Here is a 16210-nt window from a genome sequence, read left to right as displayed (position 1 = left end):
GGAGGCACGGGTGGCCGAGACTCTGAAGAAGGGCAGCCGGGTGACCGGCGCCGCGCGCGACAAGCTCGCGGCAGACCTGAAGAAGAAGTACGACGCCGGTGCGAGCATCCGGGCGTTGGCCGAGGAGACCGGCCGCTCGTATGGCTTCGTGCACCGCATGCTCAGCGAGTCGGGCGTCACGCTCCGAGGGCGTGGCGGGGCGACGCGGGGCAAGAAGGCCCCATCGGCCTGACCATCCCCGGGCGGTCCCACGGCTTCGATGGTGGCCACCCGGTCGGGCGACTGATCGACCGGGTGGTTACTGTGCAGTCACTTAGGGATGCCGTACGGAGTCCCGTACGGCACTCAGGATGACCGCACCCATCGGAGGCGCCCCATGGCTTCGCCCGCCCAGGACCACGGCCCGAACGACCCCGTCCTCGACCAGGACGGCGTACGGCTCACCGTCGACGACGCGATCGCCACGGTGACGCTGACCAACCCGGCCAAGCGCAACGCCCAGAGCCCCGCCCTGTGGCGGGCGCTCACCGAGGCCGGGCGGCGGCTGCCGGGGTCCGTGCGGGTCGTCGTGCTGCGGGCCGAGGGCAAATCCTTCTCGGCCGGGCTCGACCGGCAGGCGTTCACGCCCGAGGGCTTCGACGGCGAGCCGTCGTTCCTCGATCTCGCGCGCGGCGGCGACGCCGAACTGGACGCGACCATCGCCGAGTACCAGGAGGCGTTCACCTGGTGGCGGCGCGGCGACATCCTGTCGATCGCCGCCGTGCGGGGACACGCCATCGGGGCGGGCTTCCAGCTCGCCCTCGCCTGCGACCTGCGTGTCGTCGCCGACGACGCGCAGTTCGCCATGCGTGAGACCAGTCTCGGACTCGTCCCCGACCTCACGGGCACGCACCCCCTGGTCGGGCTCGTCGGGTACGCCCGCGCGCTGGAGATCTGCGCGACCGGGCGGTTCGTCGCGGCCGCCGAGGCCGTGAGCACCGGGCTGGCGAACCTGGCCGTGCCGGCGGACCAGCTCGACGACGCCGTACGCGACCTGGCGTCGGCGGTCCTGTCCGCGCCGCGCGACGCCGTGATCGAGACCAAGGCCCTGCTCCAGGGCGCGGTGCACCGGGACTTCGAGGCCCAGCGCACCGCGGAGCGGGCCGCCCAGGCACGCCGCCTCCGGGACCTGGCCGGCCTCGGCGAATAACGGAGACGGCCAAGACGGGAGACGGCGCAGCCGGCGCGGATTCCGGAAGACGGGCCCGAGGCCACGGCTCCGGACGCGCTGGATCGCGGGGGCGGGTGCCGCGGGGGCGGTCCCGAGGCGACGGCGGCCGATCCGGGCGACGGACTCCGGGAGACGGCCGCCCGGTCCCGCGGTCCGGTTCAGTCGACCGCCGTCACCAGGACCGTCACCGCCGGGTGATCCGGCAGGGCGTCCGACACCGCCGCGCGGACCCGCCGGGCCACCTCCACGGCCCGGTGGTCCGCGCCGACCGCGAGCTCCACCCGGACGTGCCGGGGCGACAGGGCGGCCTCCCGCGCGTGCGCGCCCTCGCCGACCCGGACCGGCCGGCCCAGCGCGGCCGTCAGCCGGGTCACGCCCGCGACCGCCAGAGCGGCGGCCGCCGCCCGGCCCTCGTCACCCTCCGCCGGGACGGCGGCCGGCGCCCCCGGCGCCTCGTCCCGTGGCGCGGCCTCGGTGCCCGTCTCCTCCAGCAGCCCGGTCACCCGCAGATCCACCTCCTCCACCGTCAGGCCGAGCCGCCCCGCCGCCGCCGCGAGCGCCGCGCGCAGCCGGGCGGCCGCCGCCGGCAGCGGCTCGGACGCCGTCGCCGCGCAGTCCGCCGTCACCCGCAGCGGCCCGGGCGGCAGCCCGCTCGGCGGGGGCGGCACGACCGGTTCGTCCGCGCGCCCGGGATCGGCGGGCGCGACCCGCACCCCGTCCAGGCGCACGCCCGCCACGCCCGATGCCGCCTCCCGCAGCACCCCCCGGACCGCCCGCTCGGTGATCCACGCGCCGTCCCGCGGCCCGCCCAGGGGAAGGAACCTGCCCAGCCCCAGCTGCTCCCGTACCGCTCGCGTCAACCGGTCCGCCGTCGTCATTCCTCCAGCCTGCCGCATTCCTGGCGCGCGATCGCGCAACCCCGCTTACGGTGGTCGCAGAACGACGACCGAAAGGGACGTGCGGCGATGAGCGAGACCACGGAACGGAACCAGGACCCCGGCGGCGCGATCAGGGCGCAGAGCCCCAAGCGGGGCGGCGCAGACCCCGGCACCCGCGGACGGACCACCATCGCCGACGGTGTCGTGGAGAAGATCACCGGAATGGCCGCACGCGACGTCGACGGCGTGCACGCCATGGGCAGCGGCATGTCGCGCACCTTCGGTGCCGTACGCGACCGGGTCCCCGGCGGCACCAAGTCGGTCACGCGCGGGGTCAAGGCCGAGGTCGGCGAGAAGCAGACCGCGCTCGACCTGGAGATCGTCGTCGAGTACGGCGTGTCGATCGCCGATGTCGCGCGGGACGTGCGGGAGAACGTGATCGCCGCGGTGGAGCGGATGACCGGCCTGGAAGTGGTCGAGGTCAACATCGCGGTCAGCGACGTCAAGCTGCCGGACGAGGAGGAAGAGGAGCCGGAGCCCCGGCTCCAGTGACCCCGCACCGAGGGACCGCGAGCGACCGCGGTGCCCCCACCACCCGATCGCCATGAGGAGCTGAGGAGCGCACCATGAGCATGGCCGTGGCCGGCATGATCGCCGGAATGGCGCTGGGCTTCGCCGGATACTTCGGCGGATTCGGCGCCTTCCTCCTGGTGGCCGCCCTGGGTGCCGTCGGGCTCGTCGTCGGCCGGTTCCTGGAGGGGGACTGGGAGCTCGGCGACTTCTTCCGCGCGCGTGACGACCGCCGGCGGTGACCGCCGTGAGCAGTGGGACCGGTGAGCTCGGCGGAGCCCCCGCCGCCGTCCCGCCGGGGGAGCGCGGTGCGACCAGGATCGCCGACCGGGTCGTCGCGAAGATCGCCGCTCAGGCGGCGCGCGAGGCGGTGGGCGAGCTCCCCCCGGACGCCGCACGCCCCCACGCCACCGTCGCCGTGCACCGCGACACCGCCCGGGTCCGCGTCCATCTGGAGCTGGGCTACCCCGGCGACATCGGCGCCCGCTGCGGCCGGGTGCGCCGTCGTGTCGTCGAACGGGTGGGCACGCTGACGGGCATGACGGTGCCGGAGGTCGCCATCCAGGTGGAGCGGCTGCACCCGGTACCGGAGTACGGCGCGGCACACGGGAGGACGCGATGAGCGAGCCCCGGAACACCCACGGCACCCCCGACACCGACGACACCCGGGACGCCGGCGCGGGCGCCACGCGGCCCGCGCCCGTCCTCCTGGAGAAGGCCGCCGGCACCGGGCAGGCGCCCGGCGGCGCCCCCGGCCGGGCCGGCCGCCTCTGGTCGGCACGCCGCGTCCCCGCGGGCATCGCCGCCCTGCTGCTCCTGCTCCTCACGGGCGTCTTCCTGTACGACATCGCCGCCGTACGCGCCGACCGGCCCGCCCTCGGCTGGCGCCGGGAGCTGGCCCGGCAGCTGGCCCGCAGGCCCCTGGACGACACCTGGGTGCTGACCGGCGCGGCGGTCGCCGCCGCGCTCGGGCTGTGGCTGCTGCTCCTGGCCGTCACGCCCGGCCTGCGGGACCTGCTGCCGATGCGGCGCCCCCACCCCGACGTACACGCCGGACTCCACCGCGGCGCCGCAGCCACGGTGCTGCGCGACCGGGCCGTGGAGGTCGCCGGGGTGCAGTCGGCCCGGGTGCGGATGGGACGGCGGAAGGCGAAGGTGCGCGCGGTGGCGCACTTCCGCGAACCCGACGACGTACGCGCCGACCTGGACACCGCGCTCACCGACGCGGTGCGGGCGCTGGGGCTGGCCCGGCCGCCCGCCCTGTCGGTGCGGGTGGCGCGGCCCGGACGGAAGGGGTGAGGCCGGTGCGCGCACCCGTCAACCGTGTCCTGCTCGCGCTCGTGGGCCTGGTCCTGCTCGTCCTCGGCGGCTCCGTGCTGGCCGTCGGACTGGGCGCTCCGGCGCCCTCGTGGTGGATCCACGACGGCCGGCGCGACGTGCTGCTCAGTGACGCCGAGCGGACCCGCTGGCGGGACGCCGGCTGGTGGTGGCCGGTGGTCCTCGCCGCCCTCGCCGTGCTCCTGCTGCTCGCCCTGTGGTGGCTGGCGGCGGTGCTGCGCCGGCGCCGCCTCGGCGAGATCCTCGTCGACACCGGCGACGGTGAGGGCGCGGTGCTGCGCGGGCGGGCCCTGGAGAGCGCGCTGGCCGACGAGGCGGGCCGCCCCGACGGCGTGGAACGCGCGCGGGTGCGGCTCACCGGCCGGCGCGGCGCCCCGCGTTCCCGCGTACGGCTGCTGCTCGCACCGCACCTGGACCCCGCCACCGCGTTGCACGACCTGACCACCGGCCCGCTGGCGCACGCCCGGGAGGCGGCGGGGCTCACCGCCCTGCCGGCGGAGGTGCGGCTCAAGGGCGTCCGGCACCGCGCCGAACGCGTCAGCTGACCCCCGCGGCGCACCCTCCCGGCCGCACGCCCTGAAAGCCCTAGAACCCGTGCCGCACCCCGCCGTCCACCGGCAGCATGACGCCCGTCAGGTACGACGCCGCCGGGGACAGCAGGAACGCCGCCGCGCGGCCGAACTCCTGCGGGGTGCCGTACCGGCGCAGCGGGATGCGGGAGGCGGCGGCCGCGCGCGTGGCCTCGGGGTCGGCGGACATGCCGTCCAGCTCGCGCACCCGGTCGGTGTCGATGCGGCCCGGCAGCACGCCGACGACGCGGACGCCGCGCGGGCCCAGCTCGTCCGCCAGGGACTTGGCGAAGCCGGCCAGACCGGGGCGCAGCCCGTTGGAGACGGTCAGACCCGGGATCGGCTCGTACACCGACCCCGACAGCACGAAGCCGATGACACCGCCCTCCTCCAGCTCCGCCGCGGCGGCGCGGGCCAGGCGCACCGCGCCGAGGAACACCGACTCGAACGCCGCCTGCCACTGCTCGTCCGTGGTGTCGGCGACGAAACCGGGCGGCGGCCCGCCGACGCTGACCAGCACGCCGTGGAAGCCCCCGAAGCGCTCGCGCGCGGCGGCGATCAGCCGTGCGGGTGCCTCGGGGTCGGCGTTGTCGGCGGCCACCCCGGCCGCGTTGGGGCCCAGCGCGGACGCGGCGTCGGCGACGCTCTCCTCGTCCCGCCCCGTGATGATCACCTTCGCGCCGTCCGCGACCAGTTCCCGCGCGGTGGCGTTGCCCAGGCCCCGGGTAGCGCCGGTGACGACGTACACCCGGTCCTTCAGTCCAAGATCCATGGCCCTATCCTGCCCGCTCGTCCCCGAACAGGGCGAGGGCCGTGTGCACCAGTCCGATGTGGCTGAACGCCTGCGGGAAGTTGCCGAGCTGGCGGCCGGCCACCGGGTCGTACTCCTCGGCCAGCAGCCCCACGTCGTTGGCGAGTCCCACCAGCCGCGCGAACAGTTCCTCGGCCTCCTCGGTGCGGCCGGTCATGTGCAGCGCGTCCGCGAGCCAGAAGGAGCACACCAGGAAGGTGCCCTCGCTGCCGGGCAGCCCGTCGACGGGGTCCTCGGTGCTGTAGCGGCGCACCAGGCCGCCGCGGGTCAGTTCCTTCTCGACGGCGTCGATGGTGCCCAGGACCCTTGGGTCGTCGGGCGGCAGGAAGCCCACGCGCGGGATGAACAGCAGCGCGGCGTCCAGCTCGCGCGAGCCGTAGGACTGGGTGAAGGTGCCGCGCCCGGGGTCGTAGCCCCGCTCGCACACCTCCCGGTGCACCTCCTCGCGCAGCGCGCGCCATTCCTCCAGGTCGCCCTCCAGCTCGGGGTGCCGCTCCAGGGTGCGCACGGCCCGGTCGGCGGCCACCCACACCATCACCTTCGAGTGCACGAAGTGGCGGCGCCCGCCGCGCACCTCCCACAGCCCCTCGTCCGGCTGCCGCCACACCGTCCGCAGGAACCGCATCAGGGAGCGCTGGAGCTGCCACATCTGCGGCTTGTCGGGCAGGCCCGCCTTGCGGGCCAGCGACAGGGTGTCCATGACCTCGCCGAACACGTCCAGCTGGAGCTGGTTCACGGCGTCGTTGCCGATCCGTACGGGCGTGGACTCGTCGAAACCGGACAGCCACGGCAGCTCGAACTCCGGCAGCCGCCGCTCACCCGCCAGCCCGTACATGATCTGGAGGTCCGCCGGACTGCCCGCGACCGCGCGCAGCAGCCAGTCCCGCCATGCCTCGGCCTCCTCCAGGTACCCGGCCGCCAGCAGCGCGCCCAGGGTGAGGGTGGAGTCGCGCAGCCAGCAGTAGCGGTAGTCCCAGTTGCGGACACCGCCCGGCTCCTCGGGCAGCGAGGTGGTGGCGGCGGCCACGATGCCGCCGGTCGGCTTGTAGGTGAGTGCCTTGAGCGTGATCAGGGAGCGCACCACGGCGTCCCGGTACGGGCCGTCGTAGCGGCAGTGGGCCGCCCAGGCCCGCCAGTCGGCGACGCTGTGGCGCAGCGCCTCGTAGGGGTCGATCTGCGCGGGGCGCGGCTCGTGCGAGGGGTGCCAGGTGAGGACGAACGCGACCTTCTGCCCCGCGGTGACGGTGAACTCCGAGTGCGTCCCGTAGTCGTGTCCCCAGGTGGGGACCTCCGGCTCGCTGCGCAGCCAGGCCGCGTCCGGCCCGGCGACGGCCACCCGGTGGCCGTCGGTGCGGCGCATCCACGGCACGATCGAGCCGTAGTCGAAACGCAGCCGCAGCGTGCTGTGCACGGTGACCTCGCCGCGCAGGCCCTCCACGACGCGGACGAGATCCGGCGCGCGGTCGCGCTGGGGCATGAAGTCGGTGACGCGGATCGCGCCCCGGCCGGTCTCCCACTCGGTGTCCAGGACCAGGGTGTCGCGGCGGTAGGCGCGCCGGGTGCAGTGCTCGGCGCCCTTGGGGGCGATGCGCCAGTGGCCGTTGTCCTCGTCGCCGAGCAGCTTGGCGAAGCAGGCCGCCGAATCGAACCGGGGCAGGCACAGCCAGTCGACGGATCCGTCCGTGCCGACCAGGGCCGCGGTCTGCTCGTCACCGATGAGCGCGTAGTCCTCGATACGGGGATGCACGGCATTCCGTCTTCCCGGCGGGTGACGGGGCAATCAGGGAATGCTCCGGCCGCCCCCGGTGACCGTTTTGCCGGTGCCGGGCGCGAGGGGCCTGCGCGGGGGGCGTACGAGGGAGGTGTGCGCAGGGCGCGTGCGCTACACCGCCGCCGGCTGTGCCGCTTCCGTCTCCTCCGCCACCGCCGCTCCCGCCCGCTCGCGGGCCTCGCGGCGGACCAGGACGAACCAGCCGAACGGGACGGCCGCGGCGAACAGCCACCACTGGATGGCGTACGCCAGGTGCGGGCCGATGTCGTCGTGCTCGGGGGCCGGGAGCAGCTCGGGCGAGCCGTCCGAGGGCTCCGGAGCGGTGAGCTCCACATAGCCGCCGAGGACGGGCTTGCCGAGACGCTCGGCCTGCTGCCGGCTGTTGATCAGCATGACCTGGCGGTCCGGCAGCCCCGGGACGTTCTTGATGCCGCTGTCCTCGGTCGTCTCGTCGGGCATCAGCCGGCCGGTGACGGTGATCTCCCCCTTCGGGGGCGCCGGGACCTCCGGGAACGCCGACTGGCTCGTGCGGTCCCCGGGGACCCAGCCGCGGTTGACGACCAGGACCCTGCCGTCGTCGAGGACGAAGGGGGTCAGCACGTGGTAGCCGACCTCGTCGTCCGCGTTGGTGCGGCGGCGCACGACGACCTCGCCGGCGGTGTCGAAGTGCCCCTTCGCCGTCACCCGGCGGTACAGCTTGTCCCGCTCGACGCTCGCTCCGGGCGAGGTCAGGGACTCGGCGGGCACGGGCCTGGCCGCCAGGGAGTCGGCGATCACCTTGTTCAGCGCGACCTTGTGCTCATGGCGGTGCTGCTGCCAGAAGCCCAGCTCGATCATCGTCGGGATGAGCGCGAGCGCCACGAGGGTGAGGATCACCCACTGGCGGGACAACAGGAAGCGGTACACCCCACGACGGTACAACCCGGTCGTGGGGTGTACTCACCCGGGTGCGCTCAGACCCGGTCGACGATGCCCGCCTTCCCCTCGGCGCGGGCGCAGTGGGCACCGCAGTACCAGTGGCCCTCGACCTCGACGCCCTGGCCGATGATCTGCACCCGGCAGTGCTCGCAGATGGGGGCCATGCGGTGGATCGCGCAGGAGAAGCAGTCGAAGACGTGCACCGCGCCCTGGGCGTGGACCTCGAAGGTCATTCCGTAGTTGTTGCCGCAGACTTCACATGTCGCCATGGGCCACAGGGTGAGCCGTCGCCGTCGTGCGGGCGAGCGGGCGCCGGGCGAGTCGCCCGGCAATCACCCGTCCGCACCGCGGCCCCCGTGCGGCGCGGTCCGTCCGCCGGGTCAGCCGCCCGCCGGGTCAGACCTCCGCCGGGTCAGCCGTCCGCCGGCTCGACGTCGTGCAGCAACTGGCCGAAGGCCGCCTCGTCCACGATCGGCGTCCCGTACTGCCGCGCCTTGACCACCTTCGACGTGCCCGAGTCGGGGTCGTTGGTGACCAGCAGGCTGGTCAGCCGGGACAGGCTGGTCGCGACGTGCAGCCCGGCCTCCGTCGCGCGGTCCTCCAGCAGCTCCCGCTCGATGGAGGTGTCACCGGAGAAGGCGACCCGCATGCCCTGCTTGAGGCGTTTGCCCTCTTGGTATCGGCCTGGGTTGGGATAGGGGCACGCGGGCCTCTTGCGTGAGGGACGCCAGCTGTTCGCCCGGTAGCCGCCGTACGCCGCCTGCCGTCCGATCCGGGGCGCGGGCCGGTCCGACCACTCGGTCAGCGGCCGGCACTCGTGCAGCGGCAGCCGGACGCCGCCCGCCGCCGCGGCGGCCAGACTGGGCCGGAACGCCTCCGCCAGCACCCGCGCGTCGTCCAGCGCGTGGTGCGCCCGCTTCTGGACGACGCCGAAGTGCGCGGCCAGCGACTCCAGCTTGTGGTTGGGCAGCGGCAGGCCGAGCTCCTTGGAGAGCGCGATGGTGCACAGCCGCTGCCGCACCGGCGCCTCGCGCTCCGCGCGCGCGTACTCGCGGGCGATCATCTGCCAGTCGAAGACGGCGTTGTGCGCGACGAGCACCCGGCCGTCGAGCCGGGCCGCGAACTCCTCGGCGATGTCCCGGAACAGGGGCGCCCCCTGGAGCATCTCGCTCGTCAGACCGTGTATCCACACCGGGCCCGGATCCCGCTCGGGGTTGACCAGCGTGTACCAGTGGTCCTCGACCTCGCCCCGCGCGTCCAGCCGGTAGACGGCCGCGGAGATGATCCGGTCGTCACGGGCCAGGCCGGTGGTCTCCACGTCAACGACCGCGTATCCCTGCGGGTACGCGGCCGGCCACGCTGGGGGAGGGGGCGCTGCGGTCGTGGGGTCTTCGAGCATGGTCCCTGAGGATACGGGCCGCGACTGACACCGACGTCCCTCAGGTCGCCTCACCGGCCGTCCACGGCGTCAGGAATGACCCGTGTGTACCGATTTGGCGGTTTTTCTGGCGACTCCTGGTCAAGTCCCGTCCCCGGCGGGCCGGTTCGCCGGGGACGGCCGGCGCCACCGGCACGGACGTGGGGGCCGGGCGCGCTCACCCGGCCCCCACGCGCGCGTGCCGCCCGCGTCACCGCGTGCGGGCCCGCGTCACCGCGTCACTTCGTGACCGCGTCCAGCGCGTCCACGATGCCGTGGCCGTAGAAGCCGTTGACGCGCTTGCCGCCCTCGCACACCGCGTCCTGGGTGCCGTCACCGTTCTGGTCGTACGACGCCGGGCAGCCCGGGTTGTCCGCCTGCGCCTTCAGCAGCGCCTGGAGCTGCGCGGGCGTCGCCTGCGGGTACCTCGACTTCAGCAGCGCGGCGACGCCCGCGGCGTGCGGCGAGGCCATCGACGTGCCCTGGAGGAAGCCGTACTCGTTGTTCGGCATGGTGGACAGGACCCGGCCCTCCTTCGACGGCGTGTCCGGGATCTGGTAGAGCCGGTCCCCGCCCGGGGCCGCGACGTCCACGACACCCCGGCCGTAGGAGGAGTAGTACGACTTGAGGTTCTGCACACCCGTGGCGCTGACCGTCACGATGCCCGGCAGCTGGGTCGGCACGTCGAAGCACTCGTGCGGGTCGATGGTCCGCGTCACCGGCGTGGTGTCGTTGGGGCTGGTCTTGTCGACGATGGCGTCGGCGTCCAGGTCGTGGTTGGAGTTGCCCGCCGAGGCCAGGTGCAGGGTGCCCTTCTTCTGGGCGTACAGCTGGGCCCGGTTGACCGCGTCGACGATCGCCTTCTGGTCGGGGTCGTCCAGGCAGTTGTACAGCCACGGGTCCACGTAGTAGCTGTTGTTCGTGATCTCCACGCCGTGGTCGGCGGCGAAGACGAAGGCGCACACCACGTTCTCGGGGTAGAACAGGCCGTTGTCCGGGTCGCTCACCTTGATGCTCGACACCTTCACGCCCGGAGCGACACCGGCGACGCCGATGCCGTTGCGGGCGGCGGCGATCTCCCCGGCCACGTGCGTGCCGTGGTAGTCGTCGGCGGTGTACGGGCGCCAGGCGCCCTCGCTGGTGTCCGCCTTGCCGCCCACGCAGTTGGCGGACTGGGCGGCGGAGAAGTTCGGGGCGAGGTCCGGGTGGGTGTCGTCGACACCGGTGTCGATGACGGCGACGGTCACCTTGCGGCTGCCCGGGTTGATCTGCGCGGCCTCGTCGGCGCCTATCGCGCGCAGGTCCCACTGGTCGGCTTCGAGGGGCTCGCTGCCCGGCGCGGCGGCGGAGGCCCGCGCGGTCTTCGCGGCCTGCGCCTCGGTCATGACCTCAGCGGCGCCCGCGTCGGTCGTGCCCGCGGCGGTCAGCGGCGCGGTGCGCGTGGCACCCGCCGACTGCACCCCGCGCACGGCGCGTATCTCCTCGGCGAAGCCGGGGTTGGCCGAGTGGACGACGATCACGCCGATCTTCCCGTACGTGGCCACCACGCTGCCGCCGGCCGCCTCGATCGCCTTCTTCACCGACGCGACGGTGCGGTGGTCCGTCGCCGTGTTGACCACGTACGCCAGCTTCGGGCCGTCCGCGGCCGGTGCGGCGTCCGCGGCCAGCGCGGCCCGCGGTGCGGCCGACGCGGCCGCCGGCAGGAAGCCGAGCGAGGCGGTCAGCGACAGGGCCAGCGGCACGGTGAGGGCCAGCCGGCGTCTGGAAGGAAGATGAGCCATGGGGTCTCCACATCATCCGGAAACGAACACCAGCCCGAGACGCAGGTGGTGCTCGGGCAGGTACATGACGGGTGGTGCAGGGTGAAGCTATCTCCCGGACTCGCTGGCCAGCAATGACTCACAAGGGGGGACTTCCGGCGACTTCGGAAAGTGACCCTGCCGGTTGAACCGGTACCTGCGTCCCTCCGTGACGTTGGACAAGGGGCACGAGCAGCGTCGTGCCCCCTGTCGGATCACTCCCCGGGCGCCTACCATCGCGACCCGGCTCACGTGATCCACATCACCGTGAGGTCCAAGCCGTCATGTCCGTCGTACGAGGAGACTCCGTGGCCACCGACGCACCGCCCCCCTCGAAAGAGCAACACCGACTCCCCTCCACCGAGGAGTTCGCCGAGGTGCAGCAGAGCGCGGAGTTCGGTGAACTGCGCCGCTCCTTCCGCTCCTTCGCCTTCCCGCTGACGATCGCGTTCGTCGCCTGGTACCTGCTGTACGTGCTGCTGTCGAACTACGCCGGCGACTTCATGGGCGCCAAGCTGTTCGGCAACGTCAACGTCGCGCTCGTCCTCGGCCTCGCCCAGTTCGTCACCACGTTCCTCATCGCCTGGTGGTACTCGCGGCACGCCGCCGCCCAGCTCGACCCCAAGGCCGAGGCCATCAAGTCCCGGATGGAGGGCGGCGCGTGAACCTCGCCACCACGGCCACGACACTCGCGGCCAACGAGGCCAGCGAGCACCGGCCACTGATCATCTCCCTGTTCGCGGTATTCGTCGTCGCGACCCTCGCCATCACCGTCTGGGCGGGCCGCCAGACCAAGAACGCCGCCGACTTCTACGCGGGCGGCCGCCAGTTCAGCGCCTTCCAGAACGGACTCGCCGTCTCCGGCGACTACATGTCCGCCGCGTCCTTCCTCGGCATCGCCGGCGCCATCGCCATCTTCGGCTACGACGGCTTCCTGTACTCCATCGGCTTCCTGGTCGCCTGGCTGGTGGCTCTCCTGCTGGTCGCCGAGCCGCTGCGGAACTCCGGCCGCTACACCATGGGCGACGTCCTCGCCTACCGGATGCGCCAGCGGCCGGTCCGCACCGCCGCCGGCACCTCCACCATCGTGGTGTCGATCTTCTACCTGCTGGCCCAGATGGCGGGCGCCGGCGTCCTGGTCTCGCTGCTGCTCGGCATCACCTCCGACGCGGGCAAGATCCTCATCGTCGCCCTCGTCGGCGTGCTGATGATCGTCTACGTCTCCATCGGCGGCATGAAGGGCACCACCTGGGTCCAGATGGTCAAGGCCGTGCTACTCATCGGCGGCACCCTGCTGATCACCTTCCTGGTACTGCTGAAGTTCGACTTCAACATCTCCGACCTGCTCGGCACCGCCGCCGAGAACAGCGGCAAGGGCGCCGCCTTCCTGGAGCCCGGCCTCCAGTACGGCGCCACCGGCACCTCCAAGCTGGACTTCATCTCCCTCGGCATCGCCCTGGTCCTCGGCACCGCCGGCCTGCCGCACATCCTGATCCGCTTCTACACGGTGCCCAACGCCAAGGCCGCCCGGAAGTCCGTCAACTGGGCCATCGGCATCATCGGCGCCTTCTACCTGATGACCATCGCGCTCGGCTTCGGCGCCGCCGCGCTGATCTCGCAGAAGGAGATCATCGAGTCCAACCCGTCCGGCAACACGGCGGCACCCCTGCTCGCCCTGCACATCGGCGGCGTCGACTCGGCCTGGGGCGCGATCCTGCTCGCCACCATCTCGGCGGTGGCCTTCGCGACCATCCTGGCGGTGGTCGCCGGCCTCACCCTCGCCTCGTCCTCGTCCTTCGCGCACGACATCTACGCCAACGTCATCCGCCGGGGCCAGGCCACCGAGAAGGAGGAGATGCGGGCGGCCCGCTGGGCGACCGTCTTCATCGGCATCGTCTCCATCGCGCTCGGCGCCCTCGCCCGCGACCTGAACGTGGCCGGCCTGGTCGCCCTGGCCTTCGCCGTCGCCGCGTCCGCCAACCTGCCGACGATCCTCTACAGCCTGTTCTGGAAGCGGTTCACCACCCAGGGCGCGCTGTGGTCGATCTACGGCGGACTGATCGTCGCCGTCGGCCTGGTGCTGTTCTCGCCCGTGGTCTCCGGCGACCCCAAGGCGATGTTCCCCGACGTCGACTTCGCCTGGTTCCCGCTGAAGAACCCGGGCATCATCTCCATCCCGTTCGGCTTCCTGATGGGCTGGCTCGGCACCATCCTGTCCAAGGAGGAGCCGGACACCGGCAAGTACGCGGAGCTGGAGGTCCGGTCCCTGACCGGTACCGGCGCCCACTGAGGCCGCCCCGCGCGCGGCCCCGTCGTGGATCGATGTGGTAGATCCCTACGACGGGGCCGCGCCGCACGTCGTGGGATCGGGCCGCTGTCGTTGTCGGCGCGGTCACGTAGGCTCGCCAGTATCGGAGGGGATGAGGTGCCCCGCCGATCCGCGTCGAGGGAGGGGGCCCACGTGCTCATCGACACCTACGGCCGAGTGGCCACCGACCTGAGGGTCTCGCTGACCGACCGCTGCAACCTGCGGTGCACCTACTGCATGCCCGAGGAGGGTTTGCAGTGGCTGGCCAAGCCCGACCTGCTCACCGACGACGAGATCGTCCGCCTCATCGGCATCGCGGTCACCGGCCTCGGCATCACCGAGGTCCGCTTCACCGGCGGCGAGCCCCTGCTGCGCCCCGGCCTGGTGGGGATCGTCGAGCGCGTCGCCGCCCTCGACCCGCGCCCGAGGATGTCCCTCACCACCAACGGCATCGGCCTCAAGCGCACGGCGACGGCCCTGAAGGCGGCCGGCCTGGACCGGGTCAACGTCTCGCTGGACACCCTGCGCCCGGAGGTCTTCAAGGCCCTCACCCGCCGCGACCGCCACAAGGACGTGCTGGAGGGACTCCGCGCCGCCCGCGAGGCCGGCCTGACCCCGGTCAAGGTCAACTCCGTCCTGATGCCGGGGCTCAACGACGACGAGGCCCCCGACCTGCTCGCCTGGGCGGTCGAGCACGACTACGAGCTGCGCTTCATCGAGCAGATGCCGCTGGACGCCCAGCACGGCTGGAAGCGCGAGGGCATGATCACCGCCGGGGACATCCTCGCCTCGCTGCGCACCCGCTTCGAGCTCACCCCGGAGGGCGCCGAGGAGCGCGGATCCGCCCCCGCCGAACGCTGGGTCGTCGACGGCGGCCCCCACCGGGTCGGCGTCATCGCCTCCGTCACCCGCCCGTTCTGCGCCGCCTGCGACCGCACCCGTCTGACCGCGGACGGACAGATACGGACCTGCCTGTTCGCCACCGAGGAGACGGACCTGCGCGCCGCCCTGCGCTCCGGCGCCCCCGACGAGGAGATCGCCCGGATCTGGCGCCTGGCCATGTGGGGCAAGAAGGCGGGCGCGGGGTTGGACGACCCCTCGTTCGTCCAGCCGGACCGCCCGATGTCGGCGATCGGCGGCTAGGCACTCCATCGCCGGTTGGGCATCTGATCGGCGGCCGGGCACCTACGTGCCCTGGTGGGACTCCCACTCGGTCAGCGGGACCACGTCCTTCAAAAAGCCGCGCACCCCGAGGAACTGGGACAGATGCTCCCGGTGCTCCTCGCAGGCGAGCCAGGTCTTGCGGCGCTCCGGCGTGTGGATCGTGGGATTGTTCCAGGCCAGCACCCACACGGCGACGGCGCGGCAGCCCTTGGCGGAACAGATGGGGGTGGTCTCGTCACTCACAGGCTTCGTCTCACAACTGCGTACCGTCACTGCGTGCCGTCACGCCGGAAAGGCCGGGGAAAAGGCGACGCCGAGCAGCCACGGGGGGAGCTGCCCGGCGTCGGTCCGTCGCTCCGACGGGGGATGCGGAGCGCCTACGAAGTATGTCACGGGTCACCCGCCGCCCGGCACCGGAACAACATGATTGATCTGAGCTTTTCTTGAGCTTGATCACGCGGTGACCTTCGGCCGGCCCGTCCGCCCCGGTCACCGCTGGTGGTGCGGCTCGCTCCGCGCGCCCGGCGACACCACGTCTTCGGGGGCTCCGGCGTCGTCGGGGTCTCCGGCGGCGGATTCGGCCGCCTCCCCGTCCGCTCGCGGCGGTGCGATCATGGGCCGTGTCGGGGCCATCACGAACGTCGACGGCAGCGACGGCGCGTTCTCCCGGCCCGCGTTGGCGATCACCACCGCGATGTAGGGCAGTACCGCGCCGAGGACCAGCGCCACGATCGCGACATGCCGCTCCACGTTCCACAGGCAGGCCGCGAGGATCACCGACAGCGTGCGGACCGTCATCGAGATCACGTACCGGCGCTGCCGTCCGCGCACATCCTCCTGGAGGCCCGTCCGGGCTCCGGTGATCCGGAACACCTGGGCGTTGCCGCCGCCATGCTGCTTCCGCATCACATTCCACCATCCGCCCGTATCGGACTCTCCCCGCCGCGCAGCCGTCCGTGACCGCCCGGGGACACCGGTCGCGGACAGCTCCCACGTTACGCCGCGTCCGCGCCCCCCACGAGACCGGGTTACCCGCTGCCGCCCGCGCGGACGGCCGGCGCCGTACCGCGTACGGTCCGCTCCGGCATGCGCCGTACGCGGCAGGGACCGACACTGGCGGTAATGCTCACGTCGAGCCGTACGAGGAGGCAGCCATGGGCTGGTTGTGGGCGATCATCGTCGGATTCGTGCTGGGGCTGCTCGCCAAGGCGATCATTCCCGGCAAGCAGCACAGCCCTCTGTGGCTGACCACCCTGTTCGGCATACTCGGGGCGATCGCCGGCAACGCGATCGCCCGGGCGGCCGGCGTCGACGCGACCGCCGGCATCGACTGGTGGCGCCACGTGTTCCAGCTCGTCGCCGCGATCGTCATCGTCGCCGTCGGTGACGCGCTCTACCGGGCGACGCTGGGCAAGCGCAAGCAGCGGGTCTGAACCGGGCCCGCCACCGGGCCGGAC

At 73.1% G+C, this 16210-nt stretch carries 20 protein-coding genes; 11 read left to right on the top strand and 9 right to left on the bottom strand.

The genetic code is table 11. From position 1 onward, the window contains the following. Positions 1-10 precede the first annotated feature (10 nt). Together AB0L74_RS16750 and AB0L74_RS16745 are read left to right on the top strand one after the other, a co-directional pair. Positions 11-232, top strand: a complete 222-nt coding sequence (locus tag AB0L74_RS16750) for a helix-turn-helix domain-containing protein (RefSeq protein WP_029385158.1) — start codon at positions 11-13, stop codon at positions 230-232. A 144-nt stretch (positions 233-376) separates the two neighbouring features. Then, positions 377-1189, top strand: coding sequence for an enoyl-CoA hydratase/isomerase family protein (locus AB0L74_RS16745; protein ID WP_365651785.1), 813 nt, complete (start codon positions 377-379; stop codon positions 1187-1189). 179 nt (positions 1190-1368) lie between these two features. On the opposite strand, the gene AB0L74_RS16740 is transcribed toward AB0L74_RS16745, so the two are convergent. Further along, entirely contained in the window at positions 1369-2088 is a 720-nt protein-coding gene (locus AB0L74_RS16740) for a nucleopolyhedrovirus P10 family protein (protein WP_365651782.1), read from the bottom strand. Positions 2089-2175: 87 nt separating this feature from the next. Between AB0L74_RS16740 and AB0L74_RS16735 the strand changes: the two genes are divergently transcribed. The 5 genes from AB0L74_RS16735 to amaP all read left to right on the top strand — a co-directional run bounded on the left by AB0L74_RS16735 (position 2176) and on the right by amaP (position 4541). Then, positions 2176-2640 (top strand): Asp23/Gls24 family envelope stress response protein, encoded by a 465-nt coding sequence (locus AB0L74_RS16735; protein ID WP_365651779.1) that lies wholly within the window; start codon positions 2176-2178, stop codon positions 2638-2640. Between the two features lie 74 nt (positions 2641-2714). Then, complete coding sequence (locus AB0L74_RS16730; protein WP_164391757.1) at positions 2715-2900, top strand: hypothetical protein; 186 nt, start codon at positions 2715-2717, stop codon at positions 2898-2900. Continuing rightward, a complete protein-coding gene (locus AB0L74_RS16725) occupies positions 2897-3280 on the top strand; it encodes a hypothetical protein (RefSeq protein WP_365651775.1) in 384 nt (127 codons plus the stop codon). Before AB0L74_RS16730 ends, AB0L74_RS16725 begins: the two co-directional genes overlap by 4 nt. Further along, on the top strand, positions 3277-3957 hold the full coding sequence (locus AB0L74_RS16720; RefSeq protein ID WP_365651772.1) for a DUF6286 domain-containing protein: 681 nt from the start codon (positions 3277-3279) through the stop codon (positions 3955-3957). The genes AB0L74_RS16725 and AB0L74_RS16720 overlap by 4 nt, the downstream gene beginning before the upstream one ends. Positions 3958-3962: 5 nt before the next feature. Continuing rightward, positions 3963-4541, top strand: a complete 579-nt coding sequence (amaP, locus tag AB0L74_RS16715) for an alkaline shock response membrane anchor protein AmaP (protein WP_365651769.1) — start codon at positions 3963-3965, stop codon at positions 4539-4541. A gap of 40 nt (positions 4542-4581) precedes the next feature. Here the strand turns inward: amaP and AB0L74_RS16710 are convergent, their stop codons facing one another. The 6 genes from AB0L74_RS16710 to AB0L74_RS16685 form a co-directional block, all read right to left on the bottom strand. After that, a complete protein-coding gene (locus tag AB0L74_RS16710; protein WP_365651766.1) occupies positions 4582-5337 on the bottom strand; it encodes an SDR family oxidoreductase in 756 nt (251 codons plus the stop codon). Positions 5338-5341: 4 nt separating this feature from the next. After that, positions 5342-7123 carry a glycoside hydrolase family 15 protein gene (locus AB0L74_RS16705; protein WP_365651763.1) on the bottom strand — a complete coding sequence of 594 codons (1782 nt, stop codon included), beginning with the start codon at positions 7121-7123 and terminating at the stop codon, positions 5342-5344. A gap of 135 nt (positions 7124-7258) precedes the next feature. Next, positions 7259-8053 (bottom strand): SURF1 family protein, encoded by a 795-nt coding sequence (locus AB0L74_RS16700; RefSeq protein WP_365651760.1) that lies wholly within the window; start codon positions 8051-8053, stop codon positions 7259-7261. 47 nt (positions 8054-8100) lie between these two features. After that, the gene (locus tag AB0L74_RS16695; RefSeq protein WP_078957636.1) at positions 8101-8334 is read right to left on the bottom strand and encodes a hypothetical protein; all 234 of its coding nucleotides are present in this window, start codon (positions 8332-8334) and stop codon (positions 8101-8103) included. Between the two features lie 143 nt (positions 8335-8477). Beyond that, positions 8478-9464, bottom strand: a complete 987-nt coding sequence (locus AB0L74_RS16690) for a DEDDh family exonuclease (RefSeq protein WP_365651757.1) — start codon at positions 9462-9464, stop codon at positions 8478-8480. Positions 9465-9721: 257 nt separating this feature from the next. Beyond that, complete coding sequence (locus tag AB0L74_RS16685) at positions 9722-11263, bottom strand: S8 family serine peptidase (protein ID WP_365651754.1); 1542 nt, start codon at positions 11261-11263, stop codon at positions 9722-9724. Positions 11264-11589: 326 nt separating this feature from the next. On the opposite strand from AB0L74_RS16685, the gene AB0L74_RS16680 reads away from it, so the two are divergent. The 3 genes from AB0L74_RS16680 to moaA all read left to right on the top strand — a co-directional run bounded on the left by AB0L74_RS16680 (position 11590) and on the right by moaA (position 14732). Beyond that, positions 11590-11946 carry a DUF485 domain-containing protein gene (locus tag AB0L74_RS16680; RefSeq protein WP_365651751.1) on the top strand — a complete coding sequence of 119 codons (357 nt, stop codon included), beginning with the start codon at positions 11590-11592 and terminating at the stop codon, positions 11944-11946. After that, a complete protein-coding gene (locus tag AB0L74_RS16675; RefSeq protein ID WP_365651748.1) occupies positions 11943-13571 on the top strand; it encodes a cation acetate symporter in 1629 nt (542 codons plus the stop codon). The genes AB0L74_RS16680 and AB0L74_RS16675 overlap by 4 nt, the downstream gene beginning before the upstream one ends. Before the next feature lie 171 nt (positions 13572-13742). Beyond that, positions 13743-14732, top strand: coding sequence for a GTP 3',8-cyclase MoaA (gene moaA, locus AB0L74_RS16670; RefSeq protein ID WP_365651745.1), 990 nt, complete (start codon positions 13743-13745; stop codon positions 14730-14732). Positions 14733-14774: 42 nt separating this feature from the next. Here the strand turns inward: moaA and AB0L74_RS16665 are convergent, their stop codons facing one another. Together AB0L74_RS16665 and AB0L74_RS16660 are read right to left on the bottom strand one after the other, a co-directional pair. Further along, on the bottom strand, positions 14775-14996 hold the full coding sequence (locus AB0L74_RS16665; RefSeq protein WP_365651742.1) for a hypothetical protein: 222 nt from the start codon (positions 14994-14996) through the stop codon (positions 14775-14777). 246 nt (positions 14997-15242) lie between these two features. Continuing rightward, positions 15243-15659: a DUF3099 domain-containing protein gene (locus AB0L74_RS16660; RefSeq protein ID WP_365651739.1), complete on the bottom strand. Its 417-nt coding sequence runs from the start codon at positions 15657-15659 to the stop codon at positions 15243-15245. Between the two features lie 248 nt (positions 15660-15907). On the opposite strand from AB0L74_RS16660, the gene AB0L74_RS16655 reads away from it, so the two are divergent. Then, the gene (locus AB0L74_RS16655; RefSeq protein ID WP_365651736.1) at positions 15908-16186 is read left to right on the top strand and encodes a GlsB/YeaQ/YmgE family stress response membrane protein; all 279 of its coding nucleotides are present in this window, start codon (positions 15908-15910) and stop codon (positions 16184-16186) included. Positions 16187-16210 lie beyond the last annotated feature (24 nt).

Source organism: Streptomyces sp. NPDC052020, from assembly GCF_040680575.1.
GTDB lineage: Bacteria > Actinomycetota > Actinomycetes > Streptomycetales > Streptomycetaceae > Streptomyces.
Note: the sequence above shows the minus strand (reverse complement) of the source record. Positions and strands in the feature narration are given on the sequence as shown.

Bases quoted from the DNA above. Each gene is read 5' to 3' on its own strand.
- AB0L74_RS16695 (WP_078957636.1), bottom strand. From the start codon at position 8,334: ATGGCGACATGTGAAGTCTGCGGCAACAACTACGGAATGACCTTCGAG.
- AB0L74_RS16685 (WP_365651754.1), bottom strand. From the start codon at position 11,263: ATGGCTCATCTTCCTTCCAGACGCCGGCTGGCCCTCACCGTGCCGCTG.
- AB0L74_RS16660 (WP_365651739.1), bottom strand. From the start codon at position 15,659: ATGCGGAAGCAGCATGGCGGCGGCAACGCCCAGGTGTTCCGGATCACC.
- AB0L74_RS16745 (WP_365651785.1), top strand. From the start codon at position 377: ATGGCTTCGCCCGCCCAGGACCACGGCCCGAACGACCCCGTCCTCGAC.
- AB0L74_RS16710 (WP_365651766.1), bottom strand. From the start codon at position 5,337: ATGGATCTTGGACTGAAGGACCGGGTGTACGTCGTCACCGGCGCTACC.
- AB0L74_RS16740 (WP_365651782.1), bottom strand. From the start codon at position 2,088: ATGACGACGGCGGACCGGTTGACGCGAGCGGTACGGGAGCAGCTGGGG.
- AB0L74_RS16720 (WP_365651772.1), top strand. From the start codon at position 3,277: ATGAGCGAGCCCCGGAACACCCACGGCACCCCCGACACCGACGACACC.
- AB0L74_RS16735 (WP_365651779.1), top strand. From the start codon at position 2,176: ATGAGCGAGACCACGGAACGGAACCAGGACCCCGGCGGCGCGATCAGG.
- AB0L74_RS16655 (WP_365651736.1), top strand. From the start codon at position 15,908: ATGGGCTGGTTGTGGGCGATCATCGTCGGATTCGTGCTGGGGCTGCTC.
- AB0L74_RS16690 (WP_365651757.1), bottom strand. From the start codon at position 9,464: ATGCTCGAAGACCCCACGACCGCAGCGCCCCCTCCCCCAGCGTGGCCG.
- AB0L74_RS16730 (WP_164391757.1), top strand. From the start codon at position 2,715: ATGAGCATGGCCGTGGCCGGCATGATCGCCGGAATGGCGCTGGGCTTC.